The 16257-nt window shown below is 69.1% G+C and carries 17 protein-coding genes and 1 pseudogene; 6 read left to right on the forward strand and 12 right to left on the reverse strand.

The annotated features are described in order from the left end of the window. Positions 1 to 68: 68 nt before the first annotated feature. Entirely contained in the window at positions 69 to 794 is a 726-nt protein-coding gene (locus tag ACZ522_RS19195) for a ThuA domain-containing protein (protein ID WP_379695907.1), read from the reverse strand. Between the two features lie 123 nt (positions 795 to 917). Between ACZ522_RS19195 and ACZ522_RS19200 the strand changes: the two are divergent. After that, positions 918 to 1489, forward strand: a pseudogene (locus ACZ522_RS19200) (complex I subunit 1/NuoH family protein); the annotation flags it as partial. Positions 1490 to 1557: 68 nt separating this feature from the next. Here the strand turns inward: ACZ522_RS19200 and ACZ522_RS19205 are convergent. The 3 genes from ACZ522_RS19205 to ACZ522_RS19215 are packed head-to-tail and all read right to left on the reverse strand — an operon-like array spanning position 1558 to position 4347. Beyond that, positions 1558 to 2358, reverse strand: a complete 801-nt coding sequence (locus ACZ522_RS19205) for an enoyl-CoA hydratase/isomerase family protein (protein WP_379695905.1) — start codon at positions 2356 to 2358, stop codon at positions 1558 to 1560. Positions 2359 to 2389: 31 nt separating this feature from the next. Beyond that, positions 2390 to 3394, reverse strand: a complete 1005-nt coding sequence (locus tag ACZ522_RS19210) for a mandelate racemase/muconate lactonizing enzyme family protein (protein WP_379695903.1) — start codon at positions 3392 to 3394, stop codon at positions 2390 to 2392. Beyond that, complete coding sequence (locus ACZ522_RS19215; protein WP_379695901.1) at positions 3394 to 4347, reverse strand: 1,4-dihydroxy-2-naphthoate polyprenyltransferase; 954 nt, start codon at positions 4345 to 4347, stop codon at positions 3394 to 3396. Before ACZ522_RS19215 ends, ACZ522_RS19210 begins: the two co-directional genes overlap by 1 nt. A gap of 160 nt (positions 4348 to 4507) precedes the next feature. On the opposite strand from ACZ522_RS19215, the gene ACZ522_RS19220 reads away from it, so the two are divergent. Then, positions 4508 to 4675: a hypothetical protein gene (locus ACZ522_RS19220; RefSeq protein ID WP_379695899.1), complete on the forward strand. Its 168-nt coding sequence runs from the start codon at positions 4508 to 4510 to the stop codon at positions 4673 to 4675. 166 nt (positions 4676 to 4841) lie between these two features. On the opposite strand, the gene ACZ522_RS19225 is transcribed toward ACZ522_RS19220, so the two are convergent. The 5 genes from ACZ522_RS19225 to ACZ522_RS19245 form a co-directional block, all read right to left on the reverse strand. Beyond that, entirely contained in the window at positions 4842 to 5759 is a 918-nt protein-coding gene (locus tag ACZ522_RS19225; RefSeq protein ID WP_379695897.1) for a 1,4-dihydroxy-2-naphthoyl-CoA synthase, read from the reverse strand. 63 nt (positions 5760 to 5822) lie between these two features. Beyond that, entirely contained in the window at positions 5823 to 6299 is a 477-nt protein-coding gene (locus ACZ522_RS19230) for a hypothetical protein (protein WP_379695895.1), read from the reverse strand. A gap of 88 nt (positions 6300 to 6387) precedes the next feature. Beyond that, complete coding sequence (gene menD / locus ACZ522_RS19235) at positions 6388 to 8184, reverse strand: 2-succinyl-5-enolpyruvyl-6-hydroxy-3-cyclohexene-1-carboxylic-acid synthase (RefSeq protein ID WP_379695893.1); 1797 nt, start codon at positions 8182 to 8184, stop codon at positions 6388 to 6390. 16 nt (positions 8185 to 8200) lie between these two features. Continuing rightward, on the reverse strand, positions 8201 to 9547 hold the full coding sequence (locus ACZ522_RS19240) for an isochorismate synthase (protein WP_379695891.1): 1347 nt from the start codon (positions 9545 to 9547) through the stop codon (positions 8201 to 8203). Between the two features lie 111 nt (positions 9548 to 9658). After that, a complete protein-coding gene (locus tag ACZ522_RS19245; protein WP_379695889.1) occupies positions 9659 to 10252 on the reverse strand; it encodes a sulfite oxidase-like oxidoreductase in 594 nt (197 codons plus the stop codon). A gap of 182 nt (positions 10253 to 10434) precedes the next feature. Between ACZ522_RS19245 and ACZ522_RS19250 the strand changes: the two genes are divergently transcribed. The 3 genes from ACZ522_RS19250 to ACZ522_RS19260 all read left to right on the forward strand — a co-directional run bounded on the left by ACZ522_RS19250 (position 10435) and on the right by ACZ522_RS19260 (position 12849). Next, positions 10435 to 10647 (forward strand): ribbon-helix-helix domain-containing protein, encoded by a 213-nt coding sequence (locus ACZ522_RS19250; RefSeq protein ID WP_092535212.1) that lies wholly within the window; start codon positions 10435 to 10437, stop codon positions 10645 to 10647. A gap of 58 nt (positions 10648 to 10705) precedes the next feature. Next, positions 10706 to 10984, forward strand: coding sequence for a UPF0058 family protein (locus ACZ522_RS19255; RefSeq protein WP_379695887.1), 279 nt, complete (start codon positions 10706 to 10708; stop codon positions 10982 to 10984). 203 nt (positions 10985 to 11187) lie between these two features. Further along, a complete protein-coding gene (locus ACZ522_RS19260) occupies positions 11188 to 12849 on the forward strand; it encodes a rhomboid family intramembrane serine protease (protein ID WP_379695884.1) in 1662 nt (553 codons plus the stop codon). Positions 12850 to 12886: 37 nt separating this feature from the next. On the opposite strand, the gene ACZ522_RS19265 is transcribed toward ACZ522_RS19260, so the two are convergent. From ACZ522_RS19265 to ACZ522_RS19275, 3 genes are all read right to left on the reverse strand, one after another. Then, positions 12887 to 13513, reverse strand: a complete 627-nt coding sequence (locus tag ACZ522_RS19265; protein WP_379695882.1) for an METTL5 family protein — start codon at positions 13511 to 13513, stop codon at positions 12887 to 12889. Next, complete coding sequence (locus tag ACZ522_RS19270) at positions 13513 to 13920, reverse strand: DUF7961 family protein (RefSeq protein WP_379695880.1); 408 nt, start codon at positions 13918 to 13920, stop codon at positions 13513 to 13515. The genes ACZ522_RS19265 and ACZ522_RS19270 overlap by 1 nt, the downstream gene beginning before the upstream one ends. Positions 13921 to 14101: 181 nt before the next feature. Beyond that, positions 14102 to 15043, reverse strand: a complete 942-nt coding sequence (locus ACZ522_RS19275; protein ID WP_379695878.1) for a lamin tail domain-containing protein — start codon at positions 15041 to 15043, stop codon at positions 14102 to 14104. A 131-nt stretch (positions 15044 to 15174) separates the two neighbouring features. On the opposite strand from ACZ522_RS19275, the gene ACZ522_RS19280 reads away from it, so the two are divergent. After that, positions 15175 to 16128, forward strand: a complete 954-nt coding sequence (locus ACZ522_RS19280) for a transcription initiation factor IIB (protein WP_379695876.1) — start codon at positions 15175 to 15177, stop codon at positions 16126 to 16128. Positions 16129 to 16257 lie beyond the last annotated feature (129 nt).

The raw sequence follows: 16257 nt of genomic DNA on the forward strand, positions 1-16257 counted from the left end.
ATACCCCTTCGTTGGGACGCCGCGCGTTTATTTCGCGCGGTGGGTGGTCCGTCTCGGACGGCCGGCGCTCAGTCGCTCAGGTCTTCGAGGGGGTCGACGTTCTCGTAGGTGGGCGTCGGTCCGTCGCCGGGCGCGGCCCACTCCGCGGCGTTGGCCAGGATATCGCGCACGTCGTCGCGGTAGTAGATGGGGTACGTCTCGTGGCCCGGCCGGAAGTAGAAGACGCGGCCCGACCCGCGGGCGTAACAGCACCCCGACCGGAACACCTCGCCGCCCTCGAACCAACTCGTGAAGACGAGTTGCTCCGGCGCGGGCACGTCGAAGTGTTCGCCGTACATCTCGGCTTCGGGAATCTCGACGTACTCGCCGAGTCCGTCGGCGATGGGGTGGGAGGGTTCGGTCACCCAGAGACGCTCTTTCTCGCCCGACTCGCGCCACTTCAGTGAACACCGCGTCCCCATCAGGCGCTTGAACGGCTTGGAGTAGTGCCCCGAGTGGAGGACGAGGAGTCCCATCCCGTCTAAGACGCGTTCGACCACGCGGTTCACCACGTCGTCGTCGACGTCGTCGTGGGCGCGGTGGCCCCACCACGTCAGCACGTCCGTCTCGTCGAGAACCTCCTCGGTCAGGCCGTGTTCGGGGTCGTCTAACGTCGCCGTCCGCACCTCGTATCCGCGTTCCTCGTACCCCTCGGCGATGGCCTCGTGGATGCCGTCGGGGTACACCTCGGCGACTTCCTCGTCCTCGCGTTCGTGTCGGTACTCGTTCCAGACGGTGACGCGCACGTCTGACATACTCCCGGCGTCACACGGCGCGAGTAAGTAGCCACCGTTCGCACCCCGCCCGACGAGTCCGACGCGCACCGTTCGAGAGCGACAGGCGCGTATCGTTCACAGCACCGCCCGGACGAGGCGCGCCTCCGCGCCGTCGCGGCGAACATCGCCTACGAGATACCCTCGTCGTGACCGCCGCCTCGGTGGTGCTGTTCGCCGGAACCCTCCGGACGAGCGGAATCGTCGCCGCCCAGCAGACGCCGCTTCTCACGCTCGGCGGGGTTCACGTCCCGTCGTGGTACGCGTTCGTCAACCCCTTCGCGTTCGCGCTGTTCTTAGTGGCGAACCTCGCGGAGGTGGGCCGCAACCCGTTCGACGCGCCGGAGGCGCCGACCGAACTCGTCGCGGGTTACCAGACGGAGTACGGGAGCGTCTACTGGGTGCTCATCTACATGGGCGAGTTCGTCCACCTCTTCTTGGGCGGCGCGCTAATCGCCACCGTGTTCCTCGGCGGTCCCGCCGGGCCGGTGCTCCCCGGCTTCGTCTGGTTCCTCGTCAAGATCTGGGCGGTGTTCCTGTTCACCCAGTGGGCGCGTTCCGCGCTTCCCAGACTCCGCATCGACCAACTCATCGTAGTCGGGTGGAAGGGACTACTCGTCCTCTCGTTCGCCGATCTGCTCGTCACCGCCGTCGTCGTCGGTCTGTTGGCCACGTAGGCGGGCGGGAACGCGGCGGAAGCGACGCGGCGGAAGCGACGCGACGCACCTCGAACGCGGAGATTCGGCTACCGACCCTCGAACTCCGGGTCGCGCCGTTCGAGGAACGCCTCGACGCCCTCGGCGTGGTCGGCCGTCCCGAACAACGCCCCCTGCGCGGCCGCCTCGTGTTCTATCGCCGTCTCCAAGGACACCTCGAACCCCCGCCGGAGCAGGCGCTTCGACGTACGCAACGCCGCCGTCGGCCCCGCCGCGATTTCGGCGACGAACGACTCGCTCTCCGCCTCGAAGGAGTCAACGTCGAAGACGCGGTTCGCCAGTCCGAGTTCCGACGCTCGTTCGGCGTCCAGAACCTCGCCGGTGTAGACCAACTCCTTGGCGACGCCCGCGCCCACCTCCCGTGGGAGGAGGTACGAGACGCCCGAATCGACGGCGAGTCCGAGTTTCTCGAAGCCGAACCCGATGCGGCCGTCGGTCGAAAACAGGCGCACGTCGCAGGCGAGAGCCAAGGCCGCGCCCGCGCCGACGGCCGGCCCGTCTATCTTCGCCACCGTCGGGAGGGAGCAGTCGAACACGCGCTTGACGACGCCCGCGGTGTCCTCGATGACGTGGCGAACCGCCGCCTCGGTCGTCATCTCGCCGCCCTGCAGTCGCATCATGGCGTTCACGTCGCCGCCGGCGCAGAAGGCGTCGCCCGCGCCCTCGAAGACGACGCACCGCGCGTCGTCGTCCAGTCCGTCGAGGGCGTCGCGAACGCCCGCGGTCAGGTCCGTCGTCAGCGCGTTCCGCACGTCGGGTCGGTTCAGCGTCACGGTGACGACGCCGTCGGACGAGGAAACGATGACCGGGTTGTCAGTTTCGTCGCTCATACGGACGGCGACGCGTGCGGGGGAGAAAAGGTCACGGTCGATACAACGGTTCCAGCGCGTCGCCGAGTCCCCCTCCCTCGGGTACTCCCATTCGCCCCTCGGAGACGGGCGCGGGGTCGGGGGCGAGGTCGGACGCGAGCATCGACCCCGTGGCGAGGCCGCAGGCGGGCGCGTCCGGAATCGCGGCGGCGACGTGCAATGCACCGAGGCGCGCGACGACGGCGTCTATCGTCGTCGTGACGACGCACTCGACGCCCGCCTCCCGCGCGCGCCGAACCGCCGCCAGCGTCCCGTCGGGACCGCCCAGCGCCATCGGTTTGCAGACGAGAACGTCCGCCGCGTCGGCGTCGAGGACGGCCGAGACTGTCGTCGTCGAGAGCGATTCGTCGAGTGCGACGCCGACGCCCCGTCCGCGGAGTGCGGCGTGTTCGGTCGCTTCCGTTGCGGGAAGCGGTTGCTCGACGTACGAGTAGTCGAGTTCGGCGGCGACGTCGAGCATCCGTTCGGCCGTCTCCGCGTCCCACGCGCCGTTGGCGTCGGCGCGGAGTTCGACCGAGTCGCCCGCGGCGTCGCGGGCGGCGCGCAGGCGTCGTTCGTCCGCGTCGGCGTCCCGCGCGCCGACTTTCACCTTCGCGCAGTCGTAGCCCTCCTCGACGGCCGACCGAACCGCGTCGGCCGTTTCCTCCGGGGACCCGTCGCCGACGGTGGCGTTGACGGGGACGGAGTCGGCGGCGGGCGCGGAGAAGGCGTCGGCGGCGAGTGCGTCGCAGAGGCGTTCGCCCGACTCGCGCGCCGCGGCGTCCGCGCGGGCAAGGGAGACGCCGTGTCGCGCGGCGGGTGTCGAACCGTCCGGGTTCCCGCCGTCGAGGGCCGCGCGGCACTCGTCTAACGACTCCGTCCACCCCGGAAGCGGCGTCGCCTCGCCGAGTCCGGTCCCGTCGTCCGTTCGGACGAGGTACCCCGTCCGCGACTCGATGGTGCCGGCCGCGGTGTCGAGGGGGCGGGCGAGTTCGACGGAGAAGCGTTCGGTGCGCATCAGAACCACGACGGGATTCGGATCGCCAACCCGGCGGCGAACAGGACGGCGTACGTCGCCAGCAGTTTCCCCGTCCGTTCGAGGGCAGGGTTGAGGGCGTCGCCCGTCGTCTCCGTGCAGACGGTTCGGGCCACCGAGACGGCGTACGGAAGCGAGAGGAGGGGGAGCAAGACGGGGACGCCGTAGTCGGGGCGGCCGACGAACCAGAGGGGGACGAGGTAGGCGACTCCGAGCATGGCGAGGAACTCCGCGCGGGAGAACCCGTAGCCGAACCGGACGGCGAGCGTGCGCTTTCCGGTCGTCGCGTCCTCCTCCTTGTCGCGGACGTTGTTGACGACGAGGATGTCCGTCGAGATGGCCGCGACGGGGAGGGAGGCGACGACGGCCGCGAGTGGGAGCGTGTTCGGCGGGACGCCGACGGGGAACGGCGCGGCGAGAACCGACGCCGCCTGCACGTAGTACGTGCCGGTGACGGCGACGACGCCGAAGAAGACGAAGACGAACAGGTCGCCGAGTCCGTGGTAGCCGAGGGGGTACGGCCCGCCGGTGTAGGCGATGCCGGAGGCGACGGAGAGAAGGCCGATGACGAGGATTGGGACGCCGCCGACGGAGACGAGGTACGTCCCCACCGCGATGGCGGCGGCGAACGTGAGATACATCGCCCGCTTCACCTCGACGGGGTCGATGAGGCCGCCCGCGGTGACGCGGGTGAACCCCTCCCTGTTCTCGGTGTCCGCGCCCTGCATCGCGTCGTAGTAGTCGTTCGCGAAGTTGGTCCCGATCTGGATGAGGGCCGCGCCGAGGAACGCCGCAAGCGCCGGAAGCGCGGCGAACACGCCGTCGTGAAGCGCCAACCCCGCGCCGACGATTACGGGGGCCGCCGCCGCGGGCAACGTCTGCGGACGGGCGGCCATGACCCACGCCTTCGTCCGCGAGATGCTCTGCGTACTCATTACGTCCACCTCGGGACGGGGTGAGCCTCAAAGTTGGCATCTCGCTCCGCGGGCGGCGACCGCCCCGACGCGCCGTCTCTCGACCGTTTCGACCGCATCGTTCGTGAGAGAGAGCGCGAAGAATAATACTCAAATATAACTCGTCAAGTAGTAGGATAGTATGACGGAGAGTCCGCGGACGGGGGGTGAACCGCAAACGTTCGGTCAGTGCGTCGAGTGCGGGGAAGTGTACCCGGTGCAGGAGTCCGACGACGGGTTACGTCCGGTGGGAACGGGCGGGTCCTGTTCCTGCGGATGCGAGGAGTTCGAGGCGATAGCGGAGGGGTAGACGCGGCGGCCGTAGTGCGGCGAGAGCAGAGTGGGGGAACTCTGCGGTCGCGGTGCGCAGGGCGTCGCCGTTTCCGTACCGCGCGGCCTTTTTTCCCTCCAGGTTTTTGTCGGGGGTTCGAGGCCGCCGCATCGCGGCGGCCGAGGACCCCCGATAAAAAGGTGGGTTAGTAGTACCAGGGGTACCGCCGGAAGTTCGGTTCGCGCTTCTCCAAGAACGCGTCGCGGCCCTCTTGGGCCTCCTCGGTCATGTACGCCAGTCTGGTCGCCTCGCCCGCGAACACCTGTTGGCCGACCATGCCGTCGTCGGCCATGTTGAATGCGTACTTGAGCATCCGCATCGCCGTCGGCGACTTCTTCGTCATCTCGTCGGCCCACTCTAAGGCCACGTCCTCTAAGTCGGCGTGCGGAACCACCTCGTTCACCATGCCCATCTCTTCCGCCTCCTCGGCGGAGTAGGTCTTCCCGCGGAAGAACACCTCGCGCGCCTTCTTCTGGCCGATCTGCTTCGCGAGGTAGGCCGACCCGAACCCGCCGTCGAAGGAGGCCACGTCGGGATCCGTCTGGAGGAACTTCGCGCGTTCTTCGGAGGCGAGCGTCAGGTCGCAGACGACGTGAAGCGAGTGGCCGCCGCCGACGGCCCACCCGGGGACGACGGCGACGACGGGTTTCGGCATGAACCGAATCAGTCGCTGGACTTCGAGGACGTGCAGGCGTCCGGCCTTCGCCTCGCGGACGAGTTCGTCGTCCGATTCGTCCACGTCGTCGCCCTCGCGGTACTCGTAGCCGGATCCGCCGCGGACGGACTGGTCGCCGCCCGCGCAGAACGCCCACCCGCCGTCCTTCGGGGAGGGGCCGTTACCCGTCAGGAGGACACAGCCCACGTCGGCCTGCTTTCGGGCGTGGTCGAGTGCGGCGTACAGTTCGTCCACCGTCCCCGGGCGGAACGCGTTGCGGACCTCCGGGCGGTCGAACGCGATGCGCACCGCGGGCACGTCCTCGGCGCGGTGGTAGGTGATGTCGTCGAACTCGTCGGCCCCCGCCACCTGACGCCACCGCTCGGAGTCGAAGATATCCGAAACCATGTCCGAGAGGGGGGACGGCGCGCGCAAAAAGATTCGCTTCCGGCGCGCGGTCGGTCGAGACGCTCAGATTCGCCGGAGCGATTTGAGGACCGACGCGACGGACGAGAGCGAGAGGACGCCGAGGGCCGCGACGCCGCCGCCGACGAATCCGGCGACGACGAGTACCGACGGGGCGAGGGGACTGTTCGCCGCCGCCGCGCCGGCGAAGATGGCGGCGAGGAGGGTGAAGTTGTACCAGACGAAGCGGAGGACGACGAACGCGGCGTCCATCGGCGGCCACTCCGGGCCGACGGCGATGCGGCCGTTCCTGTAGGCGGCGATGCCGTACGAGAGGACGACGGTGGCACCCATCGCCGCGGAGGAGGCGACGATGTCGCCCGCGAAGACGGAGAACAGAAGCGCCGGCAGGCCCAAGACGACGCCCTCCGCCGTCCCGTCGAAGAGGTCTTCGAGCCACCGGCCGAGGGGGTCGTTCTCGGACTCCTCGCGCGGTCTGAGTCGGCGTTCCTCGGTCGCTCGGTCCGTACCTCGCTGGGGCATGGCCCGTAGTTGGACCAGTACCGTCAAAAACGTACTGCGACGGCGCGGTTCGCAGTCCGACGCCCGGCGCGTCCGAGGCGGCGCGCGGTCAGCCGTCTTCGGTCAGTCGCTCGACGACGCGTTCGTGGAGTCGTTCGCGGGCGCGGTGGCTCTCCTCGGCGTCGGTGACGACTTCGACGACGTGAGAGCCGCCAGCGGCCGTCGCCTCGGCGTACGCCTCGCGGAACCCCTCCCGGTCGTCGCCCGCGACTCGGGCGTACGAGAGGTCGTAGAGGTCCGCCGTCGGTTCGAAATCGAGGCCGTGCGGCGTCTTGAACTGCGAGGTGAAGGGCGGGTCGTACTCCTCGATGGGGAGCATGTGGAAGATGCCGCCGCCGTCGTTATTTATCAGGACCACCGTCGCGTCCACGTCGCACCGGCCGAGAGCGAGGAGACCGTTCATGTCGTGGTAGTAGGCGATGTCGCCCGTCACGAGCGTCAGATCGTCCGTCGTCGCGCTTCCCGCGCCGAGTGCGGTGGAGACGATGCCGTCGATCCCCGACGCGCCGCGGTTGCCGAGGACGGTCCGCGCCTTCGTCGTCGGGCGGGCGAAGCGGTCGGCGTCGCGGACGGGCATCGAGTTCGAGACGAAGACCGTCGAGGGTTGGGGCGCGAGTTCGGCCACGTCCGCGAGGACGCGCCCCTCGGCGGGCACCGCCGCCTCGGCGTCGTCGGCGTCGTCGGCGTCCGCGCCCGCACTCGCGTCGAACGCCTCCCAGTGGGCCGCCTCCGCCGCCTCGAACCGCCGCCGCCACTCGGCGCTTCCGGGGCCCGCCAGCAGGCGAGCGAGGCGCGCGAGGAGGCGCGAGGGGTCGGCGACGACAAGGTCCGTCGCCGCGAACTCCGCTTCGCGCCACTCGCCCGCGGGGTCGACGACGAGTTGCTCGGCGTCCGTCCGCGCGAGGTACGTCCGGAGCGTCTTCGAGGTGGGCGACGCGCCGAAGCGAATCACCACGTCCGGGTCGGGCCACTCGGCAGTGACGCGCGGGTCGAGGAAGGAGTCGTAGCCGCCGAGGGTGGGCGTGACGCGGACGTGTCCGCCGAAGCGGACGCCCGATAGCGGGTCCGCGAGGACGGGGAAGCCCGACGCGTGGGCGAACGCGGCGACCGCCTCGGCGTCCACGCCGGGGGCGTCCGCCGGGCCGGCGACGACGAGTCCGCGCGGCACCGAGATGCGGTCGGCCAGCGAACGCAGTTCGTCGTCTCCGAGTTCGGGGACGCCCGGCGTCGTCTTCACGAACGCGCCGTCGCGGCCCGACGCCGCGAGTTCCGGTAAGTCGTCGGGCACGTCGCCCTCGACGGGCGTCGGTTCCAGCGGTTTGCGGAACGGGACGTTGAGGTGGACCGGTCCCGACGGCGTCCCCGTCGCCTCCGAGAGGGCGCGCGCCGCCGTCGTTCGGAGCGAGCGGAGCTTTCTGGGTTCGGCCTCGGGTTCGGGGAGGTCCTTGTACCAGCGCACGGCGTCGCCGTACAACTTCTCTTGGTCGACGGTCTGGTTCGCGCCGGAGTCGCGGAGTTCCGGCGGGCGGTCCGCCGTCAGAAGGAGGAGGGGAACACGCGATTGGTACGCCTCGATGACCGCGGGGTGGAAGTTCGCCGCGGCGGTGCCGGAGGTGCAGACCAGCGGCGTCACGTCGCCCGTCCGCCGGGCGCGTCCGAGCGCGAAGTACGCCGAGGAGCGTTCGTCGAGGTGCGAGAAGACGCGGACGTCGTCGTGTCTCTCGAACGCCTCGGTCAGCGGCGTCGAACGGCTACCGGGGGTGATGCAGACGGCGGAGACGCCGCCCTCGGCCAGTTCGTCTACGAACGCGCGCGCCCAGAGGGTGTTGCGGTTAGGTGCGGTCATGGGTAGGAGAGAGTCGTCAGGAGCGTTCCAGTTCGTCGAGTATCGGGCGGTACTTCAGCTGCACTTCGTCCCACTCGCGGTCCGGGTCCGAGTCGGAGACGACGCCGACGCCCGCGAACAGGGTCGCCGAGTCCCCGCGCGAAACGGCCGAGCGGAGGGCGACGGCGAACGACCCGTAGCCGGCGGCGTCCACCCACCCCACGGGGGCGGCGTACCACCCGCGGTCGAACGGTTCGGTGTCGCGGATGGTCGAGAGCGCTCGGTCCGGCGGCAGGCCGCCGACGGCGGGCGTGGGGTGGAGCGCCTCAACCAGCGAGAGGACGTGCTCGTCCGTCGCCAGTTCCGCCGTTATCGGCGTCCAGAGGTGTTGCACGGTGGCGAGGCGCTTCACCCGGCGCGCGCCGGCGTTCACCGAGGAGGCGAAGGGGGCCAGTTGGTCGCGGATTGTCTCGGCGACGAGTTCGTGTTCGTGGACGTTCTTCTCGTCGGTCAGCAGTTCGTTCGCCAACCACTCGTCCTCGGCGGGCGTCTCGCCGCGGCCCGTCGTCCCCGCGAGGGCGTCCGTCTCGACGGTTCGCCCCCGGAGGCCGACGAGTCGTTCGGGCGTCGCGCCGAAGAAGGACGCCCGTGGCCCGCCGTCGCCGGCGGGTTCGACGAGGAAGCGGTAGCAGTCGGGGTACGCCTCGCCGAGTCGCCAGAGGACGTCCGGCACCGACAGGTCGGCCTCCAAATCGACGTCGAGGGCCTGCGCGAGGACGACTTTCTCCAAGTCGCCCGCGCGGATGCGTTCGACGGCGGCGTTCACGCTCGAACGCCAGTCCCCCTTCGCCGTCGTCCGCCGCCGTCCGACGACGCCCGGCGGGTCGGCCGGCGGGCCGGGGTCCGGCAGCGACCGTAATCGCTCTCGGTGGCGGTCGAGTTCCCTCTCGACCGTCCGCGGGTCGGCGTCCGGGCCGACGGCGTTGACCGTCAGCCACGTCCCGTTCTCCGCGTACGTCACCTGCACGCGCGGGAGGACGAAGCGCGCGCCGGGGAACTGCTTCCAGGGGGGGCCGGCGACGCTGTCGCCGTGGAACGCGAACCCGCCAAACAGTCGGGGGCGGGCCGCCTCGGTGCCGGCGTGGACGTCGCCCGACGAGAAGAGGGCTTCCGCGGCCTCGCGGACGCGTTCGAACCGGTTCGGTCCGTCGGCGGTCACCGTCGCCGCGGCACCGCCTCCGACCACCGTCGCTTCGTCGGGCGCGGACCAGACGGTCCGCGGCGCGTCGGCGGCGCGGAGGACGGCCCGAAACCGCGGCTTCGATATCCTGACGGACCTGCTGACGGGGCGTGCGCCCGCCTCGTCGCTCCCCAGCGATTCCATCGACGGGAGATGAGGACCCCACGCTCTTTTACCTGACTATCCCCGGTAGGAGAGATATTTGCCCGTTCGACCGGCCGAGCGCCGCGTTCGCGCCGTCCCGACGCGCCGCGTCTAACTGTACCGCTCCTCGTTCCACGGGTTCGCCGTGTTCGAGTACCCGCGCTTCTCCCAGTACCCGCGTTCGGGTTCGGTGAGGAACTCGACGCCCGAAACCCACTTCGCGCCCTTGTAGGCGTACTTGTGGGGCGTCACGACGCGGAGGGGGCCGCCGTGGTCCGCGGGGAGGGGGTCGCCGTCGTACTCGTAGACGAACATGACCTCCTGCCGTCGACACTCCTCCAAGGAGAGGTTCGTCGTGTAGCCGTCGAGGGCGTGGAACATGACGTGGACCGCGTCGTCCTCGACGCCCGCCCGTTCCGCCAGCGTCGGGAACGTGACGCCGGTGAACTCGCAGTCGAACTTGCTCCACCCGGTGACGCAGTGGAAGTCCTGAATCTGCGTCTCCGAGGGGAGCGAGGTGAACTCCTCGTAGGAGAGCGACAGCTCGTCTTCGACCGCCCCCCACGCCTCGAACTGCCAGGAGTCTCGGTCCCACGAGGGGGTTCCGCTCTTCGAGAGGACGGGGAACCGCGACGTCTCTCGCTGCCCCGGCGGGAGTCGTTCGTCGCCGAACTCCTCGTACAAGCCCGTGACGTCTTTCGCCATGTGAGAGGGTTCGCGGCGACGCACCTAACGCTGACGACTGCTCCCGCGGCCGAATACGGGAATCGCGAACTCCGTTTCGGCCGTCGAAAAAGAATCTCTACGAAACGCCGTTGTTCGTTCTGCTAACGGCAACGCCGGGCGTAGGAATTAAATAACCCGGCTCCAAACCCCCGGACGTTCAGATGCCCAAAGTCAATATAAACGTGCCAGAGCACCTCGAGATGCAGATCGCACAGCTCGTCGAACAGGGCGAGTTCGTCAGCCGCGAGGAAGCCATCTCCGAACTCCTCTCGACGGGTATCCGCGCGTTCAAGACGAGCGGACCCATCGACGACGACGACCGCGGATTCGAGGACGACGGGATGATGGGTCACGAAGACGAGTACGTCTTCTAACCCCCCGTGGGACGAATAGCCAAAAACCCTTAAAGCGGCATCTCGCCTAACTCCGGACATGCACAAGGACGAACTGCTCGAACTCCACGAACAGATGCTCATCATCAAGAACAACTTCGCGGCGCGCGAGGACGTCAACGAGGAGATATTCGAACCCTACGAGCAACTCGGGGTCAACCCCTCGCACGTCCACAAGTCCAAGAGCGAACACAAACACGCCGTCTTCGTCCTCGGCAACGCCCTCGCGACGGCGATGAGCGAGGACGAGTTCTCCAACGCGGGCCGCGTCGGCAAGCGAATGCAGGAGCTGGCAGACGATGCAGAGTCGAAGCTCTGAGTCGGGTCGCCCGACCCATCCCGACTCCGGACGGCGGGACGACGCCCCGGCGTCCGAGCGGTAATCCGATATTCTTGGCCGCCGCCGGCACCGATACGAGTATCAGGGACGACCGAATAGTGTGTGGTATCGGACCGCACACCGCCGACGCCCGCCCGCGGGCGCGGCGAGAAGTTGATAACGGGTCCGTGTGACACATACGCATGATTGACATTCCGGGATGGGTGCCGCTACAACAGGGGGCGATGGTCGTCGCGTTCCTCCTCGCCGGAATCGCTGTCTACGCAGTCGACCGACCGGAGGGTCGGTGGGGGGCCGCGCTTCGCCGGCGATTCCTGCTCGGGGTTCCGTGGGGAACCGTCGTGACCGTCGCGTTCGTCGTCGCCGTGTACCTGTTCCTCCAAGACGGACTCCGTCACTGGTACGCGCCGGTGACGCTTCCGTTCCGAGCGTGGTCGTACTTCTACCCGTTGGGCATCGTCACCGCGCCGTTCTCGCACAACGGGGCCGGGCACCTGCTGGGGAACCTCGCGGCGACGCTGACGCTCGCACCGTTGGCCGAGTACGCGTGGGGGCACTACCCGCGCGAACGGGGGACGACGTCGATGTCGTCGTGGCGGGCGAACCCGTACGTGCGCGCGTTCGTCGTCTTCCCCGCCGCCGTCCTCGTCGTCGGCCTCGCGACGTCCGCCTTCGCCCTCGGGCCCATCATCGGCTTCTCCGGCGTCGTCTTCGCGTTCGCGGGGTTCGCCCTCGTCAACTACCCGCTGAAGACGGTGGTAGCGTTGGCCGGCGGGCGAGCGTTCCGCCTCGTCTACAACGCGATGCTGGAACCGACGGTCACCGCCAGCGGCCACCCCACCTACGTCACGCCGTGGTGGGCCGACATCGCCATTCAGGGCCACGCGCTTGGCCTGTTCATCGGCGTCATCTTGGGTCTGTACGTCGTCCGCGCGCGCCCGTCGGTTGACCGGCCGTCGGCGCTGAAACTGTGGACCGGGTCGGTGCTGTTCGCCGTCTCGCAGTCGATGTGGGCCATCTACTGGTACCGCGGCGGCGAGACGTACGTCCTCTACCGCGCCGTCGGGGTCGCCCTCGTCGCCCTGTTGGCGTTGCTCGTCGTCTTCGCCGCCGTCGCCTCCGACCGCCCCGCGCTGACGGGCGTCTTCGGCGGGCAGTTCTCCTTCCGGCGGTGGCAGGCGGGCACGGCCTGTCTCCTCCTCGTCGCCGCCGCCGTCTCCGGCCCCGCGGTGCCGTACAACCTCTACACCACGTCCGGCGGCGAACTGCCCGGCGAACCCGTTCGGGTCGAAGACTACGAGGTGACGTACGCCGAGGGCGTCCAGAACGGGATGGTCTCGGCGTTCCAAGTGGACGCGTTCGGCGAGACGACGAACGTGAAGACGTCGGGCGTGATAGTCAAGAGCGAGTCCCGCGGCATCTGGACGACGGCGGCGAGCAAAGGCCGGTTGGCGTTCGCCGGGAAGGTACTCATCACGCTCGGCGGCGTCGGGTGGCGCGAGACGGTGTACGCCGAACGCGACGGGTGGGTCGCCATCGGCGGCGGGACCGCCTACCGAATCCACCTGCGGGAGGACGGCGAGTCGCGCGTCGTCTATACCTCGAACGCGACGACGGCCGAAGCGGTCGTCGGCGGGCGGAACATCTCCGTCGTCCCCACCACCGACGGCTACTACGTCGAGGTGGAGCGCAGAGACGAGACGGTGAGCGCCCCCCTCCCGGACCGGGGCGAGTCAGTCACCGTGAACCAGATTACGTTCACCCGCGAGAAGAACAAGATATACGCGGAGTTCGGCGGGACGCGCGTGCGGGTGCTGAAGAAAGAGCGGTACCGCGGAGGCTGAGGCGCACTCCGGGCCCCGAACGCCGCGGCCCGCCGCGCTACCTCGCCCACTCGATTCTGTACAGTTCCGTCTCGATGTCCTTCGAGTCGGCGTCGTGGAAGCCGAACTGCCTGTCGAGCGTGAACGTCGCGCGGAAGGCGTGGGTCACCTCGCCGCCCTCGTCCTCGGTGAACGCCTCGACGAACTCCCGCGACCCGGCGTTGTGGATGGAGTAGGAGACGTCCGCCACCTCGGCGGCGGTGGAGAGAAACGCCCGGTCGGCGTGTTCGTGCCCGCGTTGCGCCCCGAACGGCGGGTTCATCAGTACCGTCGTCTGCCCTTCGGGCCGGAGGGGCGGCCGCGTCGCGTCCGCGAGTATCCAGTCGATGTCCGTCGCCGTCCCGACGCGGACGCGGTTCTCGGCCGCCGTCTCCAACGCGCCGCGGTCGACATCGACGCCGACGACGCGCTCGGGTCCGCGGAGGGCCGCGCCCAGTGCGAGCATCCCCGTCCCGGTGCCGAGGTCCACGACTGTTCGGTCCTCGACGTCGCCGTTGAGGTCGGCGACATGGACGACGTGGGCCGCGAGGTCCGGCGGCGTCGGGTACTGTTCGAGGTCCGCCCGCGGCGCGTCGAAGCCCGCGACGACCGCGAGTTGCGTCTCCAGGGCGGATTTCGTCGGCATCAGCAGGAGACGCAGCCGGAGATATCGACCGCGACGCCCTCTCTGCGACCGCGTTCCTCGACGGCGCGGAGGGCGTCCCGCGCGACGTCCTCGTCGGCCACGTCGGTGACCGTCACTTCGACGCGCGCCGCGCCGAGAAACGCCGCCGCGCGGACGAACCCGCGGACGTCGTCGGCGACGGACTGGGTCGCGAGTCGACAGTCGTCGTCGAAACACGTCTCGACGGTCAACACGGCGGGCTGACACCCCTCGTCGGCGAGTCCGGCCTTCAGGTCGCGCAGGTACGACGGCGACGTCGAAGCGAGCGCACTCGCCTCGATTCGGACCGGCGTCACGTCCGCGACGGCGTCTGTATCGATGGTTTCGGCTCCCTCCGCGCTCCCGTTCGGGGCGTTCGTCGTACTCATGTTGCTCCTCGATAGTCACCGGTTATACAAAAGCCTTTGTGAAATGCGCAATGGTAATATTACGGGCGCGTTATCGGCAGGCGAAACCGAGACGGCGAGTCCGGTAAAACGACCACCGGTACTCAAGGTGTATGGATGTGGATTGGTAACGGGAAGCACGCTCCGCTTCCCCCTCCCCCTTTCAGTACCGACGTTCGACGACGAGCGTCCCGTTCGCGTCGCGGACGACTACCGCGTCGCCGTCGTTGTTCCACACCGGCCGGCCCTTCCCCCAGTGATGGGTGCCGTCACCGTCGGTTCCCGACCCGGTTCGGAGCGTCAGTTCCCCGCCCGGCGGGAGCGTCGTCCCCGCTGGAACGGCGTACGTCGCGCCCGCCCCGTCGGCCACCGTCCACCCGGAGAGGTCCACCGCCGCCTCGCCCTCGTTCCGGAGGACGACGTACTCGCCGTTCAGATTCTCCCCGTCGCGGCCCTCGGCGTCGGCGTGCACCCGGACGACAGCGACAGTCGCGCTCGACGCGGACCGTTCGCCCCGCGCCGCGGGCGTCGCGCACGACCACAGTCCGCGCCCCTCCTCGCGGGCGCGACGTTCCGCCGCGAAGTAACGTTCACGTTCGGTAAATGTTCCGTCGTACAGACGGGCGTGCCCGCGACGGAGCAGATCGCGGTTGACCGACCCACCGCCGACGCGGACGTACGCTAAGAGACGGCCGTGAGAGTCCCGCCGGTCCGCCCTCTCGTCGAAGACGAGGCGAACCTCCTCCCCGGCGAGTCGCTCTCTCGCGTACGACGCCGCCGCTTCGCCGGCGTCGGCGAGGCACGCCCTCCCCGCCGCCGTGTCGGGGACGCCCTCGAACTCCCCGGGCGAGTTCGACCCGCGCACCTCCGGCGAGTCCACCCCGAGGAGGCGGACGGTGTCCGCCGACCCGTTGGAGAACCTGACGTTCGCCGTGTCTCCGTCCGCGACGCGCGTCACCGTCGCGCGGACGCCGGTGTCGGGCCCGCGTTCCGTCGCGGTGCCCGGTTCCGTCTCGTCTCCGGGCGTCGGCGCGACGCCGAATCCGCCGAGGCAGGCGGCGAGAGAGATCGCGAGGAGGACGCAGAGCGGATATCGCCGTCGCATACGCACGCCGTTCGGCGCACCGCCGTATAACGCAATCGCCCGCCGCGAGTCGCGTTCGACGCCCGGTAATGGTTGGAGTACCGTCATCTCGGTACAAAGGTTTAAATTTGCGCTCCACCACAAACCTTATAATGGAACGTCCGAGCCGCCAGCGCCAGCGAGAGCAGGAAACGGAGACAGAGGCCGACGAACTCATCGCGTGCCCGGAGTGTGAGTCCACCAACATCGTCACCGACGCCGACCAGGGGGAACTGGTCTGTGACGACTGCGGACTCGTCTTAGACGAACGGCAGATAGACCGCGGCCCGGAGTGGCGCGCGTTCAACCACTCGGAGCGTCAGTCGAAGTCGCGCGTCGGCGCGCCGATAACGGAGACGATGCACGACCGGGGGCTGACGACGACCATCGACTGGAAGGACAAGGACGCCTACGGTCGGTCGCTCTCCTCCGAGAAGCGGTCGCAGATGCACCGCCTCCGCAAGTGGCAGGAGCGCATCCGGACGAAGGACGCGGGCGAGCGCAACCTGCAGTTCGCGCTCTCGGAGATCGACCGCATGGCGTCTGCGCTCGGCGTTCCGCGGTCGGTGCGGGAAGTCGCCTCCGTCATCTATCGGCGCGCGCTGAACGAGGACCTGATCCGCGGCCGTTCCATCGAGGGCGTCGCCACCTCCGCGCTCTACGCCGCCTGCCGGCAGGAGGGCATCCCCCGGTCGCTCGACGAAGTCGCCGAAGTCTCGCGCGTGCCGCAGAAGGAGATCGGCCGGACGTACCGATACATCTCCCAGGAACTCGGCCTCGAACTGAAGCCCGTCGACCCCAAGCAGTTCGTCCCGCGCTTCGCCTCCGCCCTCGGCCTCTCCGAGGAAGTGCAGGCGAAGGCGACCGAGATAATCGACGTCTCCGCGGAGCAGGGCCTGCTGTCGGGCAAGTCGCCCACCGGGTTCGCCGCCGCCGCCATCTACGCCGCGTCGCTGCTCTGTAACGAGAAGAAGACCCAACGCGAAGTCGCCGACGTGGCACAGGTGACGGAAGTGACCATCCGCAACCGCTACCAAGAGCAGATAGAAGCGATGGGCTTCCGCTGAATCGGCGCGGCGCGCGCCGGCCCCGGACGCTCGAACTGTTCTCTCTATTGCTCTGACTCTCTTCCGCTTTCTTTTCGCTATCGCCCTTGCTTCCGCGCTCCCGTCGTCCGTCGCTCCGCCCCTCCCTCG

Source organism: Halopelagius fulvigenes, assembly GCF_055398025.1.

Coding starts and splice junctions, on each gene's coding strand:
- ACZ522_RS19210 (WP_379695903.1), bottom strand. CDS start 3,394: ATGCGCACCGAACGCTTCTCCGTCGAACTCGCCCGCCCCCTCGACACC.
- ACZ522_RS19265 (WP_379695882.1), bottom strand. CDS start 13,513: ATGCCGACGAAATCCGCCCTGGAGACGCAACTCGCGGTCGTCGCGGGC.
- ACZ522_RS19245 (WP_379695889.1), bottom strand. CDS start 10,252: ATGGCGAAAGACGTCACGGGCTTGTACGAGGAGTTCGGCGACGAACGA.
- ACZ522_RS19260 (WP_379695884.1), top strand. CDS start 11,188: ATGATTGACATTCCGGGATGGGTGCCGCTACAACAGGGGGCGATGGTC.
- ACZ522_RS19220 (WP_379695899.1), top strand. CDS start 4,508: ATGACGGAGAGTCCGCGGACGGGGGGTGAACCGCAAACGTTCGGTCAG.
- ACZ522_RS19270 (WP_379695880.1), bottom strand. CDS start 13,920: ATGAGTACGACGAACGCCCCGAACGGGAGCGCGGAGGGAGCCGAAACC.
- ACZ522_RS19215 (WP_379695901.1), bottom strand. CDS start 4,347: ATGAGTACGCAGAGCATCTCGCGGACGAAGGCGTGGGTCATGGCCGCC.
- ACZ522_RS19225 (WP_379695897.1), bottom strand. CDS start 5,759: ATGGTTTCGGATATCTTCGACTCCGAGCGGTGGCGTCAGGTGGCGGGG.
- ACZ522_RS19205 (WP_379695905.1), bottom strand. CDS start 2,358: ATGAGCGACGAAACTGACAACCCGGTCATCGTTTCCTCGTCCGACGGC.
- ACZ522_RS19250 (WP_092535212.1), top strand. CDS start 10,435: ATGCCCAAAGTCAATATAAACGTGCCAGAGCACCTCGAGATGCAGATC.
- ACZ522_RS19280 (WP_379695876.1), top strand. CDS start 15,175: ATGGAACGTCCGAGCCGCCAGCGCCAGCGAGAGCAGGAAACGGAGACA.
- ACZ522_RS19275 (WP_379695878.1), bottom strand. CDS start 15,043: ATGCGACGGCGATATCCGCTCTGCGTCCTCCTCGCGATCTCTCTCGCC.
- ACZ522_RS19240 (WP_379695891.1), bottom strand. CDS start 9,547: ATGGAATCGCTGGGGAGCGACGAGGCGGGCGCACGCCCCGTCAGCAGG.
- ACZ522_RS19230 (WP_379695895.1), bottom strand. CDS start 6,299: ATGCCCCAGCGAGGTACGGACCGAGCGACCGAGGAACGCCGACTCAGA.
- ACZ522_RS19255 (WP_379695887.1), top strand. CDS start 10,706: ATGCACAAGGACGAACTGCTCGAACTCCACGAACAGATGCTCATCATC.
- menD (WP_379695893.1), bottom strand. CDS start 8,184: ATGACCGCACCTAACCGCAACACCCTCTGGGCGCGCGCGTTCGTAGAC.
- ACZ522_RS19195 (WP_379695907.1), bottom strand. CDS start 794: ATGTCAGACGTGCGCGTCACCGTCTGGAACGAGTACCGACACGAACGC.